At 48.8% G+C, this 17,202-nt stretch carries 14 protein-coding genes; 7 read left to right on the top strand and 7 right to left on the bottom strand.

Going from position 1 to position 17,202, the window contains the following annotated elements; translation table 11 throughout:
- The first annotated feature begins 14 nt into the window (after positions 1 to 14).
- Entirely contained in the window at positions 15 to 1,343 is a 1,329-nt protein-coding gene (locus A5320_RS12140) for an O-antigen ligase family protein (RefSeq protein ID WP_068065031.1), read from the top strand.
- 72 nt (positions 1,344 to 1,415) lie between these two features.
- On the opposite strand, the gene A5320_RS12135 is transcribed toward A5320_RS12140, so the two are convergent.
- From A5320_RS12135 to A5320_RS12120, 4 genes are all read right to left on the bottom strand, one after another.
- Positions 1,416 to 4,340 (bottom strand): M14 family metallopeptidase, encoded by a 2,925-nt coding sequence (locus tag A5320_RS12135; RefSeq protein WP_082971734.1) that lies wholly within the window; start codon positions 4,338 to 4,340, stop codon positions 1,416 to 1,418.
- Positions 4,341 to 4,532: 192 nt separating this feature from the next.
- Positions 4,533 to 5,171: a DTW domain-containing protein gene (locus A5320_RS12130; protein WP_068065028.1), complete on the bottom strand. Its 639-nt coding sequence runs from the start codon at positions 5,169 to 5,171 to the stop codon at positions 4,533 to 4,535.
- A 4-nt stretch (positions 5,172 to 5,175) separates the two neighbouring features.
- Entirely contained in the window at positions 5,176 to 5,829 is a 654-nt protein-coding gene (locus A5320_RS12125) for a DUF2987 domain-containing protein (RefSeq protein ID WP_068065026.1), read from the bottom strand.
- Positions 5,829 to 6,701, bottom strand: coding sequence for a glucosaminidase domain-containing protein (locus tag A5320_RS12120; protein WP_068065022.1), 873 nt, complete (start codon positions 6,699 to 6,701; stop codon positions 5,829 to 5,831). Before A5320_RS12120 ends, A5320_RS12125 begins: the two co-directional genes overlap by 1 nt.
- 374 nt (positions 6,702 to 7,075) lie before the next feature.
- Here A5320_RS12120 and A5320_RS12115 point away from each other — a divergent pair, with 374 nt between their 5' ends.
- A complete protein-coding gene (locus tag A5320_RS12115; RefSeq protein WP_068065019.1) occupies positions 7,076 to 7,693 on the top strand; it encodes a DUF4097 family beta strand repeat-containing protein in 618 nt (205 codons plus the stop codon).
- Positions 7,694 to 7,851: 158 nt separating this feature from the next.
- Here A5320_RS12115 and A5320_RS12110 read toward each other — a convergent pair whose 3' ends face one another.
- A complete protein-coding gene (locus tag A5320_RS12110; RefSeq protein WP_068065017.1) occupies positions 7,852 to 8,268 on the bottom strand; it encodes a lecithin retinol acyltransferase family protein in 417 nt (138 codons plus the stop codon).
- A gap of 192 nt (positions 8,269 to 8,460) precedes the next feature.
- On the opposite strand from A5320_RS12110, the gene A5320_RS12105 reads away from it, so the two are divergent.
- Together A5320_RS12105 and yfbR are read left to right on the top strand one after the other, a co-directional pair.
- Entirely contained in the window at positions 8,461 to 9,678 is a 1,218-nt protein-coding gene (locus A5320_RS12105) for a pyridoxal phosphate-dependent aminotransferase (protein WP_068065014.1), read from the top strand.
- Between the two features lie 81 nt (positions 9,679 to 9,759).
- The gene (gene yfbR, locus A5320_RS12100; protein WP_068065013.1) at positions 9,760 to 10,368 is read left to right on the top strand and encodes a 5'-deoxynucleotidase; all 609 of its coding nucleotides are present in this window, start codon (positions 9,760 to 9,762) and stop codon (positions 10,366 to 10,368) included.
- Between the two features lie 59 nt (positions 10,369 to 10,427).
- Here the strand turns inward: yfbR and A5320_RS12095 are convergent, their stop codons facing one another.
- Complete coding sequence (locus A5320_RS12095; RefSeq protein ID WP_082971731.1) at positions 10,428 to 11,414, bottom strand: cation diffusion facilitator family transporter; 987 nt, start codon at positions 11,412 to 11,414, stop codon at positions 10,428 to 10,430.
- Positions 11,415 to 11,628: 214 nt separating this feature from the next.
- Here A5320_RS12095 and A5320_RS12090 point away from each other — a divergent pair, with 214 nt between their 5' ends.
- The 3 genes from A5320_RS12090 to A5320_RS12080 all read left to right on the top strand — a co-directional run bounded on the left by A5320_RS12090 (position 11,629) and on the right by A5320_RS12080 (position 16,957).
- Entirely contained in the window at positions 11,629 to 12,798 is a 1,170-nt protein-coding gene (locus A5320_RS12090; protein WP_157605825.1) for a hypothetical protein, read from the top strand.
- Positions 12,799 to 12,819: 21 nt separating this feature from the next.
- Positions 12,820 to 13,416 (top strand): transglycosylase SLT domain-containing protein, encoded by a 597-nt coding sequence (locus tag A5320_RS12085; RefSeq protein ID WP_068065012.1) that lies wholly within the window; start codon positions 12,820 to 12,822, stop codon positions 13,414 to 13,416.
- Between the two features lie 589 nt (positions 13,417 to 14,005).
- Positions 14,006 to 16,957 (top strand): TonB-dependent receptor plug domain-containing protein, encoded by a 2,952-nt coding sequence (locus A5320_RS12080; protein WP_068065010.1) that lies wholly within the window; start codon positions 14,006 to 14,008, stop codon positions 16,955 to 16,957.
- Positions 16,958 to 17,114: 157 nt separating this feature from the next.
- Here A5320_RS12080 and A5320_RS21965 read toward each other — a convergent pair.
- Positions 17,115 to 17,202: integrase core domain-containing protein (locus A5320_RS21965; RefSeq protein WP_147291831.1), on the bottom strand; the 88-nt coding region annotated here is incomplete at its 5' end.

The raw sequence follows: 17,202 nt of genomic DNA, 5'->3' as shown, positions 1-17,202 counted from the left end.
GGCGATTTTTCTTCATGCTGCAACTGAAATTCGGTTCGATTATTTTCGCCTTGCTTTGTGTGGTGCTGCTCTGGGCACCGATCCCGGTGGGCAGTAATCGCCCCTGGGCCTGGTCTTTATTGGAACTGATGATTGGTGTGGTGTTTTTACTGCATCTGGCCAATAGTTGTCGAAGCATGGGCCCGGCATTATGGCACCGTTGGTTCTGGCCGTTGTTATTGCCAATTCTGCTGCTACAACTGTATTTATTGTTGCAGATGTCCGGTTACCTGCCGTTCCTGCACAGCATCGATCCAAAACAAACCGAAATTATGCTGATCAAAGGGCTGTTTTTCCTGATGTGGATACAGCTGGTCTGTATTTACACCAATACCGCGTTCCGGCTGCGGATGCTGGTGTTGATGATGGTACTGTCGGGTTTTGTGCAGGCGTTTTATGGTTCGGTGCTGAATTTAGCTGAAGTCGCCAATTCGCCGTTATTTGCCGTGAACGAAGCGGGTCGTGCCCGCGGTAGCTTTGTCTATCAGAACCATTTTGCGAATTATCTGGCGTTGTGTCTGGCGATGGCGCTCGGTTTGTTGTTGTCAGAATTATCCAGCCAGCCACCGCAATGGCGGTTCAAAGCGATGCTGCGAGATTTTGTCACCAGCTTGCTGAGCAGCAAACTGATGTTGCGACTGGCGATTATTGTGATGGTAATTGGCCTGGTGCTTAGTCGCTCCCGGATGGGCAATGCGGCCTTTTTCAGTAGTCTGGCGCTGGTATCGTTACTGGCGCTGTTTTTCTACAAAAGGCCACCGGCTTTGCTGAAACCTTTGGTGATCAGCATTTTATTACTCGATATGCTGATTATCGGTTCGATGTTCGGGCTGGAAAAACTGCAACAACGTTTTGTGGAAACCTCGTTTGCCTCGGAAGCGCGGGACGAAGTGGTGATCGACAGCCTGCCAATTTTGCAACAGTACGGTTGGCAAGGCTCGGGTGGCGGCACTTTTTACACCGTGTTTCCGGCTTACCAGCCGAAGGTGTATTCCGGTTTTTATGACCATGCCCACAATGACTATCTGCAATTTGCCATCGAAGTTGGCATTCCAATGACGCTGCTGCTTGGGCTGATGTTGCTGTGGAGTTTATGGCAAAACCTGCAGGTAATGCGGACAAGCGACCACAAACTACATCGTGGCCTGGCGTTTGGCTGCGCCATGGCAACAGTGCATATGTTAATCCACTGCACCGTCGATTTTAATCTGCAAGCACCCGCCACTGCCATGCTTTACCTGACAATCCTGGCGATTGGCCAGCGTCTGTATAGCATGCGTTTTGAAAAAGTCCGCCGCAATTAACATTCGGGGTCAGAGTCAATTGTTAACAGTCCTCTGTTAACAATTGACTCTGACCCCAGATGTTACCAACTTCTACAAATTAATGGCAGGCTCGGCGCCAAGTCCTGGGCCATAAACGATGGCGTTCAGCAACAACCGCTCGGTGCCTTTGGTGCCACCACGTACCACCGGTTGTCCGGCGAACATAATGATCTGACCGTTACCTTTACTCTCACGGGTCAGATAGGCGGTATTGGTCACGCGCTGCGCCGCTTCCGGCCATAACAAGCCACTCATCCGCACCCGCACATCCTGACCCGCCGGCAATGTCGACCAGCCGAGTTTACGGGTGACTGCCGATTTGTTCTCGGTCATCACGCCAATCCGCACCACTGCTTCTGAAGCGTCGTCAGACATCAACAGCGGATGATTGCTAAACAGCAACGGTAACTGCGGTTCAGTGCCAAAGCTGAGCCAGTGTTGCTGATCAACGCGTCCCGCCAGAAAGGCCCCAGACGGCATAAAATTACCCGACCATTGCTCCCAGGTTTTCAGCTGCTCTTTATCCAGCCCTTTCACCTCGGGTTTAGTCAGCCACGGCAACTCAATTGTTTCCGGCACCACATAACTCTGCACCGCCGCTTTATTGGCTAAGGTGGTTTGACTGGCCAGCCACTCACGTTGCAGCGATAAATCGTATTTGGCCGCATCGCCGATGGCAGCCGCTAACGGTTTCACCGTCGACATTTCCCCCGCCAGCACTTGAGCGGTCGCGCCGTCGATGCTGATCAGCGTACCACCCGCTTCCACCCAGGTGTTAAGCGCCGCCAGCTGGCCTTTGTCCAGTTTGGCGCTCATATGCGGTAGCACTATCACGTTGTATTGACGTAAATCGTTGCGCAGCAGGCTGGCTAAATCCAAATGACTGTGGCGAATGCCCAAATGAGTATCGACCATATGCCAGATGGCGCCAAAATCCAGTTGACTGACCCCGCCCTGGCCAACAATCGCCAGTTTTGGTGCCTGCAGTAATTCGAAATGGGAACCGCCAATATCCGGCAAATCACCATCGCCCAAACCTTGCGCCAGACTTTGCAAATCAGTGTTTACATCCTTAGCGGCTGTCGCAACCTTAGCGGCCAGATCCGCCAGATTGGGGTTGTCACTTTTCAGCACCGCAATGGTACCGCGGTTAAAAATCAATTTTCCAAGCACCCCGGCTTTATTAATCAGCCGCACCTGTACGCCTTGCTCCATCAGTCGCGCTGCAAAGCCAACCGAAGCGTCATCATCACCATTGACCAACCAACCCAGGTTGCTTTGATTTGCAGCATCGTTTGCGTCACTTGCCACCATCAGCGGATGCGGCGTGAAATCCTGCAAGCTTTGTGTGATGTCCTGACCCACTTCCCAGGCGTTTAACCCCAGCATCATCGTCAGGTTCCAGGCGGTGTTGTCATACATCACCGAGCTGCCATCGCGCAAGGTACGCTGATATTCTTCCAGCAACACTTCATCTTTGATGGTGGCGTTAAATTCCAGAATGGCATTTAGTAGCCGCGCTTCCGGCTGGCGGGCGCGGATCACTAAGGCGCCTTTGGGCAACGTTTTTTCACTAAATTGTTGCCCCAGCTGATCGGTCACCTGCCGTACGCTGATCGCAGCGCTGGTTTGTTGTACTTCAATATTCTGTGCCTGTAACAAAGACACAAAATGCTCCAGCCGTTTACGGTTGGCGGTGGGTAAAATCACATAACTTTTATCGGCATATGGGCTGTCGCTCGACGTCACCAATTGCCGGTCTTTGACAAAATCGCGGTAAATGTCTTTGCTGTGCGCCGCCAGCGTTTCCAGGTTACTCAGTGAACTTTGCAGCTGATGATGCACCGACTGCGCGTAGGTGCGGATGATGCCATTTTCCAGCCGGATCCCATCTTCAGCGGTACGCGCCTGCTCATACAAAATATGCACCGCGCCGCGGTATTCAGCGTAGTTGGAATAACCCGGATAGAGATTTTCGAACCATTCACCGGTGTAATAAGTCCATTTTTGCTGATCAAAACCGGCGGCCTGATCTTTGGCAAACACTTTGCCCCACTTGTGCTTACTTTGCGGAATATTGCTGTTAATTGGCTCGCGTGATGGCCCGAACAAAAAGGTATCGCTGCTGCCCATCTCGTGACCATCAATCATCAGCTGCGGATACCACTGGTTAATCAGCGCCACCCGACCGCGGGTTTCCGGCGCTTGCAGCAGGTAAAAATCGCGGTTTAAGTCGTAATAATAATGATTAGAGCGACCATAAGGCCACACGCCGGCATGCAACATCGACTGACCGTCGACATTTGGCGCGGTGCCACGGTGTTGCTCCAGCATCTTGCTAAAACGGGCGCGGCCATCCGGGTTCATCATCGGGTCGACCAGCACCACCATATTGTCCAGCAGCTGAGTCACTTTTGGGTCATCAGCAGCAATCAGCTGATAAATCAACGCCAATGCCGCATCAGCGCCGGACGATTCGTTACCGTGAATGGAATAGGCCATCCAGGCTATTGCCGGTAATTCATTGATAATTTGGTCGATCTGACCAGAAGATTGCCCCTCTGGTTTTGCCAGTAGTTGCACTTTTTGTTGAATGTCCGGCAATTTCGCCAGATTTTTCGGGCTGGAAATGGCCAGTAAATGTAGCGGTCGCCCTTCATAACTGGTGGCGTATTGCTGATAGACAATTTTGTCACTTTCCTTGGCCCACAACGCGACCAGCTGATTGATTTGCTCTGGCGTGGCGGTTTGTTTACCCACCGGAAAACCAAGTACCTGCTCTGGTGGTGTGATCGCCGGATTTACTTTAGCCGGCGTCAGTGCCAGCGGATAATCCAGCGCTGGCGCTGCGGTTGGTTTCATCAGTACTGCGGCCTGCGCGCTCAACGTCAGCATGCCGCCCACGACCGCCGTGCACAACAGGCTGGTTTTGAGCAGATGGCGGCTAAGACGATTTTTATTTTTTGGCAGATTCATCGTTGTTTATGTCCCTGTAACCAGCTGAAATACGCCTACCAGCGCCCGGATAATGTCGGAAGCACGCTGTAGGTGAAATAGGTGATGAGGCAGCTGACAAATCATCAGCAACCAGCACAAAGTTGTACAGAAACTGGCCATGGCTGTACAGCCGAAAATCGATGATTGCGACTGAAGGTTATTTATTGGAGGTTAGTTACGCTGGTTAAATAGAAAAAAGGCTTTGGAAACTTTTTGCGCAGCAGTGTTATAACCCGTTGCAGCAAGCAACAAAGCGACTGATTCGGCGGTACACCAACCCTGCTGGCGCTGATTGCGGCGCAGTAAATATTGCGAAGGTTGACTGCTTTGCAGGCTTAACGTCGGTAATGCCTGCAAATAGGGGCTTTGCCGGTACATTTTGTGCGCCAGCTGCCAGGTGGCATCCAACAGCACAAAACCGCGAATGTTTTGAAGTGCAATTACATTGTTGTTCTGGCTGAACAAGCTCCCGGCAGCAGGCGAATTGGTAGTGATGACAGCTACGTTATTATCAGGGGCTGGGTCAGTGTCGGTTTCGGTGTCAGCATTTAACACCATTGCTTCAGGCGTCGGATACAACAACATCAGTTGCCCGGCTTCAGCCATCTGCAGCAGCTGCGCATCCGGTGCGACTCTGGACCACGCCAGCCGCTGCACCACAAGAGCCGGCTCAGTGGCGAGCGCTGGAGCCACCAAAGTACCGGTATTACTGAGTTTGGAAAATTCGGTGGCGTGGGTTAATAAAATGAGTTGCAGCGGTTGTTGTGCTGATTGAAACTTTTGCAGTGATGCGGAGGTAATTTCTGCCACAAAATTACCGTGGCAGCAACGGCAGTACTGTATGAGGTGCCTGATTAAACCGGATCTCACCCTGTAACTCGGTCGCGTCCGCCAGCAACACCTGACATTGCAGCAATTCACAGTGAATGCGCCCGGCAAGCTCAGCTGGCGCAGCTTCCAACACGACTTCGCGTTCAAACTGTAAGGTAACGCCGGTCATTTCTGGTAGAAAATACTTGCCAAGACCCGCCAGGTCTTTTAATAAACCATCAAATTGTTGATGCATTTTGACCAGTTGTTGCCACTTGATACCGGCATCCAACGGCAACTTACTACGTAACCGAAAATTTAAATCACAGGCTTTGGCCGCGGGCGGTTGTTGCAGCTGGATCAACGCTTTACGGCTATTTAACAGTTCAGAATACGGCAATATCAACTCACCATTATTGGCAATGGTGAGTGGCTCGTCGCTGATATCGGTGGTGATGCGGGCCGAAGCCACATCGCAGGGCAAGCTGGTGGCTTGTTGCTGCAGCATAAAAGCCAGCGTGATGTCACTGTACTCGACTTTTTCGCTTTTTTTCAGCCTGGAATAAAAACCATCATAGTTAAATAGGGTATCCGCAGCGACCGGCACTATTAAGAAACAACAAAAAACAACACCTGCCCACACTGCCAATCCACGCATTAACTTTCATCCATAAATTTTGAATTGCTAACGATCATCGTCTGAATTTCTAATACGTACTGATCACCACGCTCAGAATACCGCTTTAAGCCATGCGCCAGTTTCTGCGCACTCACGGCTTGTTCCAGCTGGCGTACTTCTGCCCGGATAGCCCGTAAATCGTCGTACACATAAAAGGTGTTCAGGTTGTAAAAATAGGCATTGACGCTGGCCGCGATATCCGGAAATTTCGCCACTTCGTGATATTTTCCAGCGCCACGTTTGGATGGTACAAAACCACAACCGGCTTTAAAGCACCATTGCCCAAAAAAATTAAAACCTTCGATGGCAAATCGACTGGATCCCCAGCCCGATTCTTTGGCAGCCTGGTTTAACACCAGCCCGTCCGGGATTTCATCAACCCGCAGCAATAACTCTTTTAAGCCGGTGGCATCTGCTTCCGGATAATCCACTTTAAATTCATCGAATAAACTGTACACAAAGGCGAATTCTTCCAGTGTGAACTGATGCCCTTGGTTTTGTTGCTGTTGCAGCGAGAGTAACTGCTGCCGGATTTTATGCAAACGGCCATTTTCGCGGTTGATAAACGGCTGCAGATAATCGAAAAATGCTTCTTTGCGTTCAGCGGTATCTTTAATTGCGGCGAAATCAGGAACCGGTTCTAAAGCCGGCATCCGATGCGGATAGGTTACTCGTGCTAACAGCTTTTTTTGATCGGCGGAATTAAGCGCCGACAATTTGCTCGGCATTTGCCACGGCGCCAGTTCATGCGCTTCAGCAATCGGATCTTCCTGCAAAAATGGATAAGCAATGGCCGCTAAAATAACCAGCAGCGCCAGGGTTTTGGCTATAACGGTAAACCACAATTTCATCGTTAACTTTCCTGAGAGTGTTGGCTCAGTGGGCAGCGCGCAAATGCCCTTCATCCTTGAAGTTGCAGGGTTGTTGCCTTCGTTCACTCGCCCCAGTCACATAGAACAGCTATGCTCCTGGGGTCTCGCTCACTTGTCGCCTACCTGCATCTTCAATGATTTTGGGCATCATAATTCGCGCCGACAACTGTGGTCGGACTGAAAATCTTCAGATTGGCTATTTTAACCACTAAAACTGGCATTTTCGACTAAAACTTACCGGATAGTTCAAAACAGTCTAAGCAGGTTTTCGTATCTTATTGTTTTTAATGAAAATAAATTATGGCCTGGATTATGCTATCCGACCTTGTATCTCAAACCAAGGAACAGATAACATGAAAAATTTAGTCTTAGTCACCTCCTTCTGCTGTCTGATGAGTTTTCCACTACTGGCCAGCGAAAAAGAATTAACCCAGCAATTTGAGTCCGCCGAACTTTCTCAATTACAAATCAATACCGGTGTCGGTGATATTACTGTCGAAGTGACTGATGCCAGCCACATCAGTGTTGATGTCAAAGTCCGTGGCAGCAAAAGCTGGTTCTTTGGCCGCAAAGATGTTAGCGATGCCAGCCTCGAAAGCAGTATCGAAAATGGCGTATTAAGCCTGGAAGTCCCGCTGGATGACACCGAACAAACCTGGATAGTAAAAGTACCGCGGCAGCTGGCGGTTGATTTACAACTAGGTGTGGGCAGTATCAACATGGACGGCAATGCCGGCAATATTGACGCAGATATCGGCGTAGGTTCATTTTCTGCGAAATTAGCAGTTCCGGAATTTAAAAATATCGAATTAAGTGCAGGCGTTGGTGATGTCAGTCTGCAAACCGTCAAAGGCAAAACTGCCCGTAGCCATCTGGTGGGTGCTGAGCTTGAATATGCAGGCCCGGGCGAACATGCGATGGCAGTGACGGTCGGTGTCGGTGATGCGACGGTTAAAAATAGCGCACTGTAAGGCAGACGTTTACTGTACCTTGTGTGAAGTCGCTTCCTGTTCAGTAAATGCTTGTTAAGTTACTTGTTTTGTCAGTACTGGTGTTGATGCAGATACCAGTACTTTCAACAACCTACCCCATTCACTTTCCTAACAATCTCAACCACTACAGCCTTGTACTAACGGCTAAGATCCACAGCTATCCACTGAATATCAGTCCGCCACAATCTGGCCAGTTCTGTTTTTAAATCAAAAAAGCTGGTCATCGGCAAATTACGGCCACTGACACAATGCTGAGTAAAGCGGTGACAATTGTTGTGAATGAGGTCGTAATCCTGCACCGTGAAAATTTGCTGGATAGCACGCTCGGCACATCCTTCCCCCACTAAAATCTGACCTTGTCTGTCACAAGCGACCAACAAATGTTTGCCGGATCGGTTATCAAAAAAACGATTGATGGAAATGGCGCGTACCAGACCAGAACCCTGCAACTCGACAATCTGGCCTTCGCCAATATAAATACCGGTATGTTCAAATAAATGAAAAATCTCACAAACGACGACGGCGCCAGCAGGTACAGCAGATAATTGCCACATATTGAAATTTTTTTGCTGAATTTCCCCCAGTATGATTGCAAAACTTGGTTGGCTGTGTAAAAAGGTGTAAGAAAGTTTTTCTCATTAAGATGTCCAGACGGATGTCGAATTTAATCTTTACCCAAAATCATTGACGTTTCAGCGAGGCGTCAAGGATGGCGGGTACACTACGGAGGCAGTAAGGTAAGCGGCATGAAACCAATTGAGCGCTCGAAAAAACTAGACGGTGTATGTTATGACATTCGTGGACCGGTTGCCCGGGAAGCGAAACGGATGGAAGAAGAAGGCCATCGCATTTTAAAGCTCAATATTGGAAATCCCGCCCCCTTCGGTTTTGAAGCGCCGGACGAAATCCTCAAACATGTGATCCACAATCTGCCGACAGCCCAGGGCTACACCGACTCGCAAGGTATCTACCCTGCGAGGGTCGCTGTCGCCCAGTATTATCAGCAACGCGGCATTTTGGGCGCTGAAGCTGATGACGTATATATTGGCAACGGCGTATCAGAGCTGATTCTGATGTCACTGCAGGCGTTGTTGGACTACGGTGATGAAGTCTTGATCCCGTCCCCTGATTATCCACTATGGACGGCAGCGGTGAATTTGGCCGGCGGCAAAGCGGTGCATTATCGTTGTGATGAACAAGCTGACTGGTTTCCCGATACCGCAGATATTCGCAGCAAAATTAACAGCCGTACCAAAGCGCTGGTGCTGATCAACCCGAATAACCCTACCGGCGCTGTCTACAACGATGCGATGTTGCTGGATTTGCTGCAAATCGCCCGTGAACATAATCTGGTGGTGTTGTCGGATGAAATTTACGACAAAATTTTATACGACGGTGCGACGCATACCGCCACGGCATCGCTGGCTGACGATTTGGTCTTGCTGACTTTTGGTGGTTTATCCAAGAATTACCGTATCGCTGGTTTTCGCGTTGGCTGGTTGTTTATCTCCGGTGCCAAACAGGCAGCGCGCCACTACATCGAAGGCCTGAATATTCTGGCATCGATGCGGCTTTGCGCCAATGTGCCTTGTCAGCATGCAGTGCAAACAGCATTGGGTGGCTATCAGAGCATCAACGAGTTGATTATTCCCGGTGGCCGCTTGTACGATCAGATGGATTTAGCCCATCGGCTGGTGAACAATATTGAAGGTTTAAGCTGCGTGCGGCCCAAAGGCGCCATGTACTTATTCCCGAAAATTGACCGGAAAATTTTTCCAATCAAAGACGATGAGCTGATGGTGCTGGATTTCCTGCGTCAGTATAAAGTGCTGTTAGTGCATGGCCGCGCTTTTAACTGGCCGGAGCCGGATCACTTCCGCATTGTGTTTCTGCCGCATAAAGAGCAGCTGGAACAGGCGATTGGCAAGCTGGCACAGTTTTTACCAGGTTATCGCCAGTTATAACACTCTAATGTGAGACCGGCAAAAATGCGCTGATGCCTTAGCGACGATTGGCACAGCGCAAAGGATACAACAGGAAATTTGATGACAGAACCGCTCCATAGCCACTTTTTCGCCCATTTGTTCCGGATGAAACTTATCCACCGCTGGCCGTTGATGCGTAACGTCAATACCGAAAACGTGGCGGAGCATAGTCATCAGGTGGCGATGGTCGCGCATATGTTGGCGGTGATCGGCCAACAGATGTTCAGTAAAAACCTCAATCCGGAACGGATTGCCACCTTAGCGCTGTACCACGATGCCAGCGAAGTGATCACCGGCGATTTGCCAACGCCGGTGAAATACTTTAATCCGCAGATCGCGATTGAATATAAAAAGATTGAAGCTATTGCCGAGCAACGGTTGCTGGATTTATTACCCAAGGCGCTGCAGCAGGTTTATCAGGAATTTTTACTTTCGACCGCTTATACCGAGGAAGAAAAGCTGTTGGTTAAAGCCGCCGATCATCTGTGTGCTTATGTGAAAACCATCGAAGAAATTTCTGCTGGAAATCATGAATTTACCATCGCCAAACGACGACTGGAAAAAATCCTGTTGAACTACCCACAACCCGAGGTTAAGTATTTTCTCGAGACCTTCACTGCCAGTTTTGCTTTGTCACTGGATGAAATCAGTCAGGACGAACCGCAGTAAACGGCACGTCCTTCGCTGTTGATATTGAGCCAATCGGCCACAAATTTTAGATGTTTCAGTTAGTGGCGATGCGGTACCGCATGGTCATGGTCATGGTCATGGTCGGCATGTTGAGCGTCCGCACCGGTATTCACCAGGTTTTTATCATCACGACAGGCTTCGTCCGGTACTTCAAATTCAACCGTGGTGTGGGCCAGCTGAAACGGCTGTAGTAATTCGCGAATTTGTTCCTTATGCCGGCGCAACAAAGCACTGTCGGCTTCAGCTTTCAGCACCAGATGCACCGTCAGCACGTGTTGTTCGCCATCAAGCGACCACAAATGCAAATGATGGATCTCTTTGACAAAATCGAGACTCGACAGTTTGTCGGTCACATCTTTCGTCAAATGTGGATCCGGGCTAATTTGCAAAAATAATTGCAGGGTTTTCTTCAGATTTCGCCAGACATTGAGCAGAATAAAGCAGGTAAAACCAATACTGAGCACCGGATCAATCCAGGCCCAACCGGTCAGATATAACAAAATACTACCGATCAGTACTGCCGCCCAGCCGAGCACATCTTCCAGTAAATGCCAGCTTAGCACCTGCTCGTTTTGGGTTTTGCCAAAACGAAGTTTGTAAACTGCCGCGCCGTTGACGATCACTCCCAACACCGCCAGCGCGATCATCCCCTCCGCCATCGGTAATTGTGGTGACCATAACCTTGGAATGGCTTCGGTTAAAATCCACAAGGAACCCACTACCAGAATGACACTATTGACGAGGGCGCTTAACAGCGACCAGCGCCGAAAACCATAACTGTATTTAGGTGTTGCTGCTTTATTGGCGACTTTACTCGCCAGCCAGGCAAAACCAATCGCCAGACAATCACCCAGATCGTGCATGGCATCGGCCATAATTGCGACGCTATTGGTCAGGTAACCACCGATAAATTCAATAATGGTAAAACAGAAGTTCAGCCAGAATGCGACTGCGATATTGCCACTTTCATGGGAATGCGTGTGGCCGTGTGCATGATGAGAATGGCCGTGGTGATCGTGCGGCATAGGTCTACCTGAAATATTCAATATTCCCCTTAACTTAGCCAGTTCCACCGACACAGGCAAGGGAAAAAGTCCGGTTGCCTGACAAATGCGCAACAACGCAAAAAATCCTTGTGCAATCCTTGTGTTCTCGCGGGCTGCTGGTTAGTCTGACCGCATCTTACATGCTGGAGTATCGCGGGTGTTGTTGTCAGATTTCAGAAAGGTTGCAAAAACAGTGTTGAGGCCACAACAGGCCGTGTTGCGTCTGCAGCTGCCGTCAGCTTCAGCAGGTCATGTTGCAAGCCGCGTGCTACTTGGCACATTGCTGCTGTGTTTGACGGCGCCAAGCCATGCCCAACCGCAGTTTCAGGCGGTGCAACCAAAACTAGACGCTGGGATTTGGCCGGACAATAGCAAACAACTTTGTTTTGTCGCAGATGAAACGCTGAAGTATCTGGCAAAAGGTGCGGCATACGATACCGCAGCAATCCACGGTGGTAAATTGGCAGGCGCGACCACGCCACTACCGCGGGTGGTCGACACCTTAAAATATCTTTGTAAAATCAGTCAGGAAGACCAAGCCTCTGGCCAACCGTCGCGGCTAGCGAACGCGCAGTTTATTGCTCAACACTTTGAATTTGTGCGTTGGTTGCCCGATCTTACCGCCGCCGCTAAAGTTAATAAAAACAAACCTTTAGTACAAAATATTCCAAAAGATAAACTGCTGCTGACCAAGTACTACGTTCGTATTGCCGATGGTCGTTCGCAAAAAACCGCATTGCAAGATCAAGCTTTATACGGTTTGCCGTTTGACGAACAAAAGTTGCCACTCGACCAGGCCGATGCGCTTGGCAAAAAAATCACCCGTTTTCAGCTAGGGAAACAGGACATCGTCAAAGGCGCACTGGAGCAAAAACCGCTACGTGCCCCTGCTTTAATTTGGCTAAGCCGTGATGATTTAGAGGGTGCGTTGTTACAAGGGACCGCAGTGATCCCTGAAGGGAGTTCGTACCGCTACTTTAATGTGCACCGCAGTAACGGCATTGCTTATGACCGTCTGTTAAAACCAGAGCAACAACAACGGTATTGGTACTTCAAGCAGGTACAAAGCGTACTGGGCTATGGCAAAGATGCCGACTATAAAATTCCGATCGCGCCTGAAGTCACAGTCGCCGGTGATATTGTCAATCTGGGATTAGGTAAGCTAATCTTACTTTCCACAATTGAAGGCGGTAAAACTCACTATCGCCTGACAATTTTGGCCGATACCGGCGGCGCTTTTGCCAATAATCAGTTTCAGCTGGATTGGTTAAGTGGTTATTACCGCGACTGGGATCAATATTATCAAGCCAATAAACATCGCAATGACTACAGTACTGCCTGGTTACTGCTGAAAAAACAATAAGATATAGGATTATCATTCAAGATGCGGTTGTTGCTGGCTGTTGCCACTCTGATGATGAGCACCCAGGCTTTTGCCAGCCTGGACTATGCTGCCTGGGCAAAAAACAACCGGGATGGTAGCTGGACCCGCAGTGCCGAAACCGCTGTTGCTAATTCGCCACTGGTAAGATTAGTCCCGAAAGACATTCTCTATTTTTGCCCCGCTTATCCAAAACTACATGCTACAGAACGGCGCAAATTCTGGGTTGGCTTAATTTCAGCAATGGCCAAACCGGAAAGCAATTTTAAACCACAGCGGTTTTATCAGGAGAAATTCCGCGATGGTAAAGGCCGGCCGGTGATCTCACGTGGTTTATTACAAATATCCATTGAAAGTGCCAATCAGCAACGTTATGGCTGTGATATCCCCTATCCGGCAAAGCTGCATGATCCACGCATCAACCTGGCCTGTGGCGTAAAAATCCTCTCCAAATGGGTCAGCACGGATGGTGTTATCGCCAAACATTCGCAGGCGAGGATCCATAAAGGCGGCAGCCGCTACTGGTCGACATTACGTCCAAAAAGCGGTCATTTACGCGCTATCGCCGACTTTACCCGCAAACTGCCATTCTGTAATTAACAGCTCCTGCGAAGACCCATCACTGGTCGTAACATTCAGGTCGCGCCTCATCAGTAGCGGCCTGGATTTTCAGCTGCATGCCACTGACTCCTCTGTATTTTTTCATAAAGCTGCCACTGTTGTTGCTTGCGCATGACCGGGATAAACGCTCTATTTGTTTTTTAGCAACAATTATTTTTCAAAATAGGCATTCCAAATGTAAAGCGCACAGATCACAGTTGCATCAATAACTTTACATTGGCTAGCTACAGCATTTGGCGCGCTTTCAGCTCCGGAAAACAACCGTATCACTCACCACCCATCATTTGCAAATGCCAGCATCTATCTGATTTACATAAATTTATTTAACTATTTACTGTAAGGCATATTTGATTAGCTCGCTGGCTACTGTCAACTTCACGTTACTCTTGAGCAGATCTATTCGTTAAATTCTTTCATCCGTAAACCAGACAAGCTCAGATTGCTACATATTAGCAACCTCTTAAATTTCCATGTGTGTGATTTTAAATTAACCTGTTTTTTATCTTGGTTACATTGCATTTCATGATGTAGCTCAGATCATAAAACCATAAGTCAAAAGGGAAAACGCATGAACCATAAAAAAACGATGCTAGCGTTAACACTGGCACAACTCTTCACGGCGCCGATGTTGTTTGCGCAACAAAGCAATGAGCAAAGTACGGCTGAACCGATGGAATCCATCACTATCACTGGTTCGCGCATTAACCGCACCAGTGCACAAATGAGTACACCGACGACTATCGTTGATGCTGCAACCATTGAATTATCCGGTGCGAAAAACATTGGTGATCTGATCCATCAGCTACCAGCGCTCGCCAATGGTATCGGCGCGGTATCCTCCAGCGACGGTAACGGCGGGAATAAATCAGACGCCGGCCTGGAACTGGCAAATTTACGCGGACTGGGTTCTGTCCGTACGCTGGTGTTGGTCGACGGCCGCCGCCATGTACCTGGCTCTGCAAACGAATCGGCAGTTGATTTAAGTATGATCCCTGCCTCGTTGATTGAACGAATTGAAATCGTCACCGGTGGTGCATCAGCCATTTATGGTGCTGACGCTGTGACAGGCGTGGTCAATTTTATTTTAAAGAAAAATTTCACCGGTATTGAAGTTGATGTGTCTGCAGGTCAGACATCCAAAAGTGATGCCAAACAAAAGGATTTCAAACTGACCATCGGCGAAAATTTTGCCAATGACAAATTAAATACGACGCTGCATCTGAATTATTCAGACCGGGACGAGTTACCGATGTCGGCGCGTGGTTATGCAAATGCCAACCCGGCATTCGCCCGATTAGGTAGTGCCAAGCCGAATGATGGCATCAGTGATACCGTCTGGCACCGGGATCAACGCTTTCAGGCTCTCAGTCGCGAGGGTCTGATCTATTTGCCAAACGCAAAGTGGGTGTTAGCAGGAACTCCGTTTGATATTATCAACAATCCACTGCCGCCTACATTTGGCGGTGATCCTTTTGGATTAGGTTACGATACTTTTACTATTGACCGCGACAACGGCAAATTCCGGCCATTCGTTAGCGGGACCAACTGTCAAATCGTCCCTTGTGATGGCGGCGATGGTTTTCAAACTCCCGAGACCAACAGCTTGCTCACCCCAAGTACGCGTTATCTAATGGATTTCAGTAGTCATTATGAAGTGAGTGATCAACATTCACTGTATTTTGATGCGAAGTACGGCAAAGTTGAAGCTGCGGCGGCCGGTCAGGCCAGCGTATTTCATGACGACAATTTCGGGCCATTAATTCCACTGAGAATCGACAATCCATTTGTACCAGCCGAACTTAAGCAACTGATGACAGCTCGCGGTATCAATGTGGCTGCGCTTGCTGTTGTTGGACGCCCGCTTCGCACTGACAATACCCGGGAAACGATGCAGTTCACTTTTGGCAGCAAGGGACTCATCGGTCAATATAGCTATGACACCTTCTTTCAACATGGTGAAGTCGAGAGTGAGTTAGTCAGCCAGGATACGCTGATGAGCCGCTATTACGAAGCACTCGACGCAACAACCGATGCCTCAGGAAAAGCAATTTGCCGCAGCCGCAACAGCAGCTGTTCACCATGGAACGCCATGTATAATCAGGTGTCACCAGAAGCATTGGCCTATGTTGGCGTTGATTTACTCACGACGGAAAAAGTTGAACAAACTCTGGTTTCATACTCGATCAATGGTGATCTTGCTGAACTGGACGCCGGTATTATTGGATTTGCCGCCGGTGTTGAGTACCGTAAAGAATCATCGCAGAGCACACCGGATATACTGGCACAGGCAATTGATGCCGATGGGGTTGGCTCAGGATTGGTCGGTAGCAGAACCGGCGCCACCAGAGCACAAAATAGTTATGTCAAACCAACTTCTGGCGAATATGACGTCAAAGAGTTGTTTGGTGAGCTGATTGTACCACTGCTGAGCGACTATACATTGATCGACAACCTTGAACTGGAAGCCGCTGCCCGGGTATCAAACCATAGTATTACCGGCACAGACAGTACCTATAAACTTGCATTGAACTGGGCGTTAACTGACAAGATCCGCACCCGTGCGACCTATTCACTCGCAGTCCGGGCGCCAAATATTGCAGAACTGTTTGCGCCAGACTCTATTAGTGGTGCGAGAATGACCGATCCATGTCATGCGGCCAACCGAAATGGTGGATTAAATCCAGCACAGCGCCAAGCCAACTGTTTAGCACTGGGCATCCCTGCTGACTTCATTTCAGAAGCTTCATTTGGTACCAGAAGCGTCCAGACTCGTGGCAATAGAGATTTAAAACCAGAAGAAGCAACAACTTATACTCTTGGCCTGGTCTGGCTGCCGTTTGACCGCTTTAACGTCGCGCTAGACTATTGGAATATTGAAATCGAAGATGCGATCACCAGTTTCGACGCTTCAGACGTTCTGAGTAACTGTGTCGACGGTGCAGCGCTTGATCCTAAATTTTGCAGCTCGGTATCTCGTCGGGCGGATGGCAATATCAACCTTGTTTCAGTCGCGAATATCAATGCGTCAAAATTCATTGCCAATGGTACCGACTTGGATCTGAGTTACAGCCTGCCACTTTCTGCCGGCTCGGTAGATACGTCGCTTGTATTAACTTATCTTGGTGAGCGCGAGTTCTGGCAAAATCCCGAGTTCCAAAGCAACGCCCTGAATGATGCAGGAACTTCCCGCTATCCACATGTTCGGGCGCTATTACGGGCAGCCTATCGCACTGATACTTACACCATCGGTTGGACGATGAATTACGCCAGTAAATCAACTTTTAACAAAACAACCCTCAACGATGACGCTTACCCGGAATGGTTCGATAACAAAGTGGCGAGTTATGCTAAACACAATTTGTTCTTAAACTATAACATTAGCGACGACGTCAGCACTTACCTGAATATCGACAATATCGGCGATAAAAAACCGCAATATCTGCCAGGTATTAATCAGGGCACCTTAATTTACGACGCGGTTGGGCGCAGATTTAACCTGGGCGTTAAAGTGAAGTTTTAAATGATTAACTTAGTAGTAAGTTAATGGCTTTAAATAATGATGTATGACAAAAACGACTCATGGTGATGAAATCAGGGGTCGTTTTTTTTGGAATGAATGGATTCGACGATTATTTATAGGTAATCCTCCCATTTTTAACCGAAGTTAAAAGTAGAGTTTATGCAGCCATCAATGGCGGCTTTCCGCCATTGGCTTTGTGCGGTCGTTCATGATTGTAAAACCATAACCATTTTGTGGCATAGTCC

It is taken from the genome of Rheinheimera sp. SA_1, assembly GCF_001669775.1.
Taxonomy (GTDB): Bacteria; Pseudomonadota; Gammaproteobacteria; order Enterobacterales; family Alteromonadaceae; genus Pararheinheimera.
Note: the sequence above shows the minus strand (reverse complement) of the source record. Positions and strands in the feature narration are given on the sequence as shown.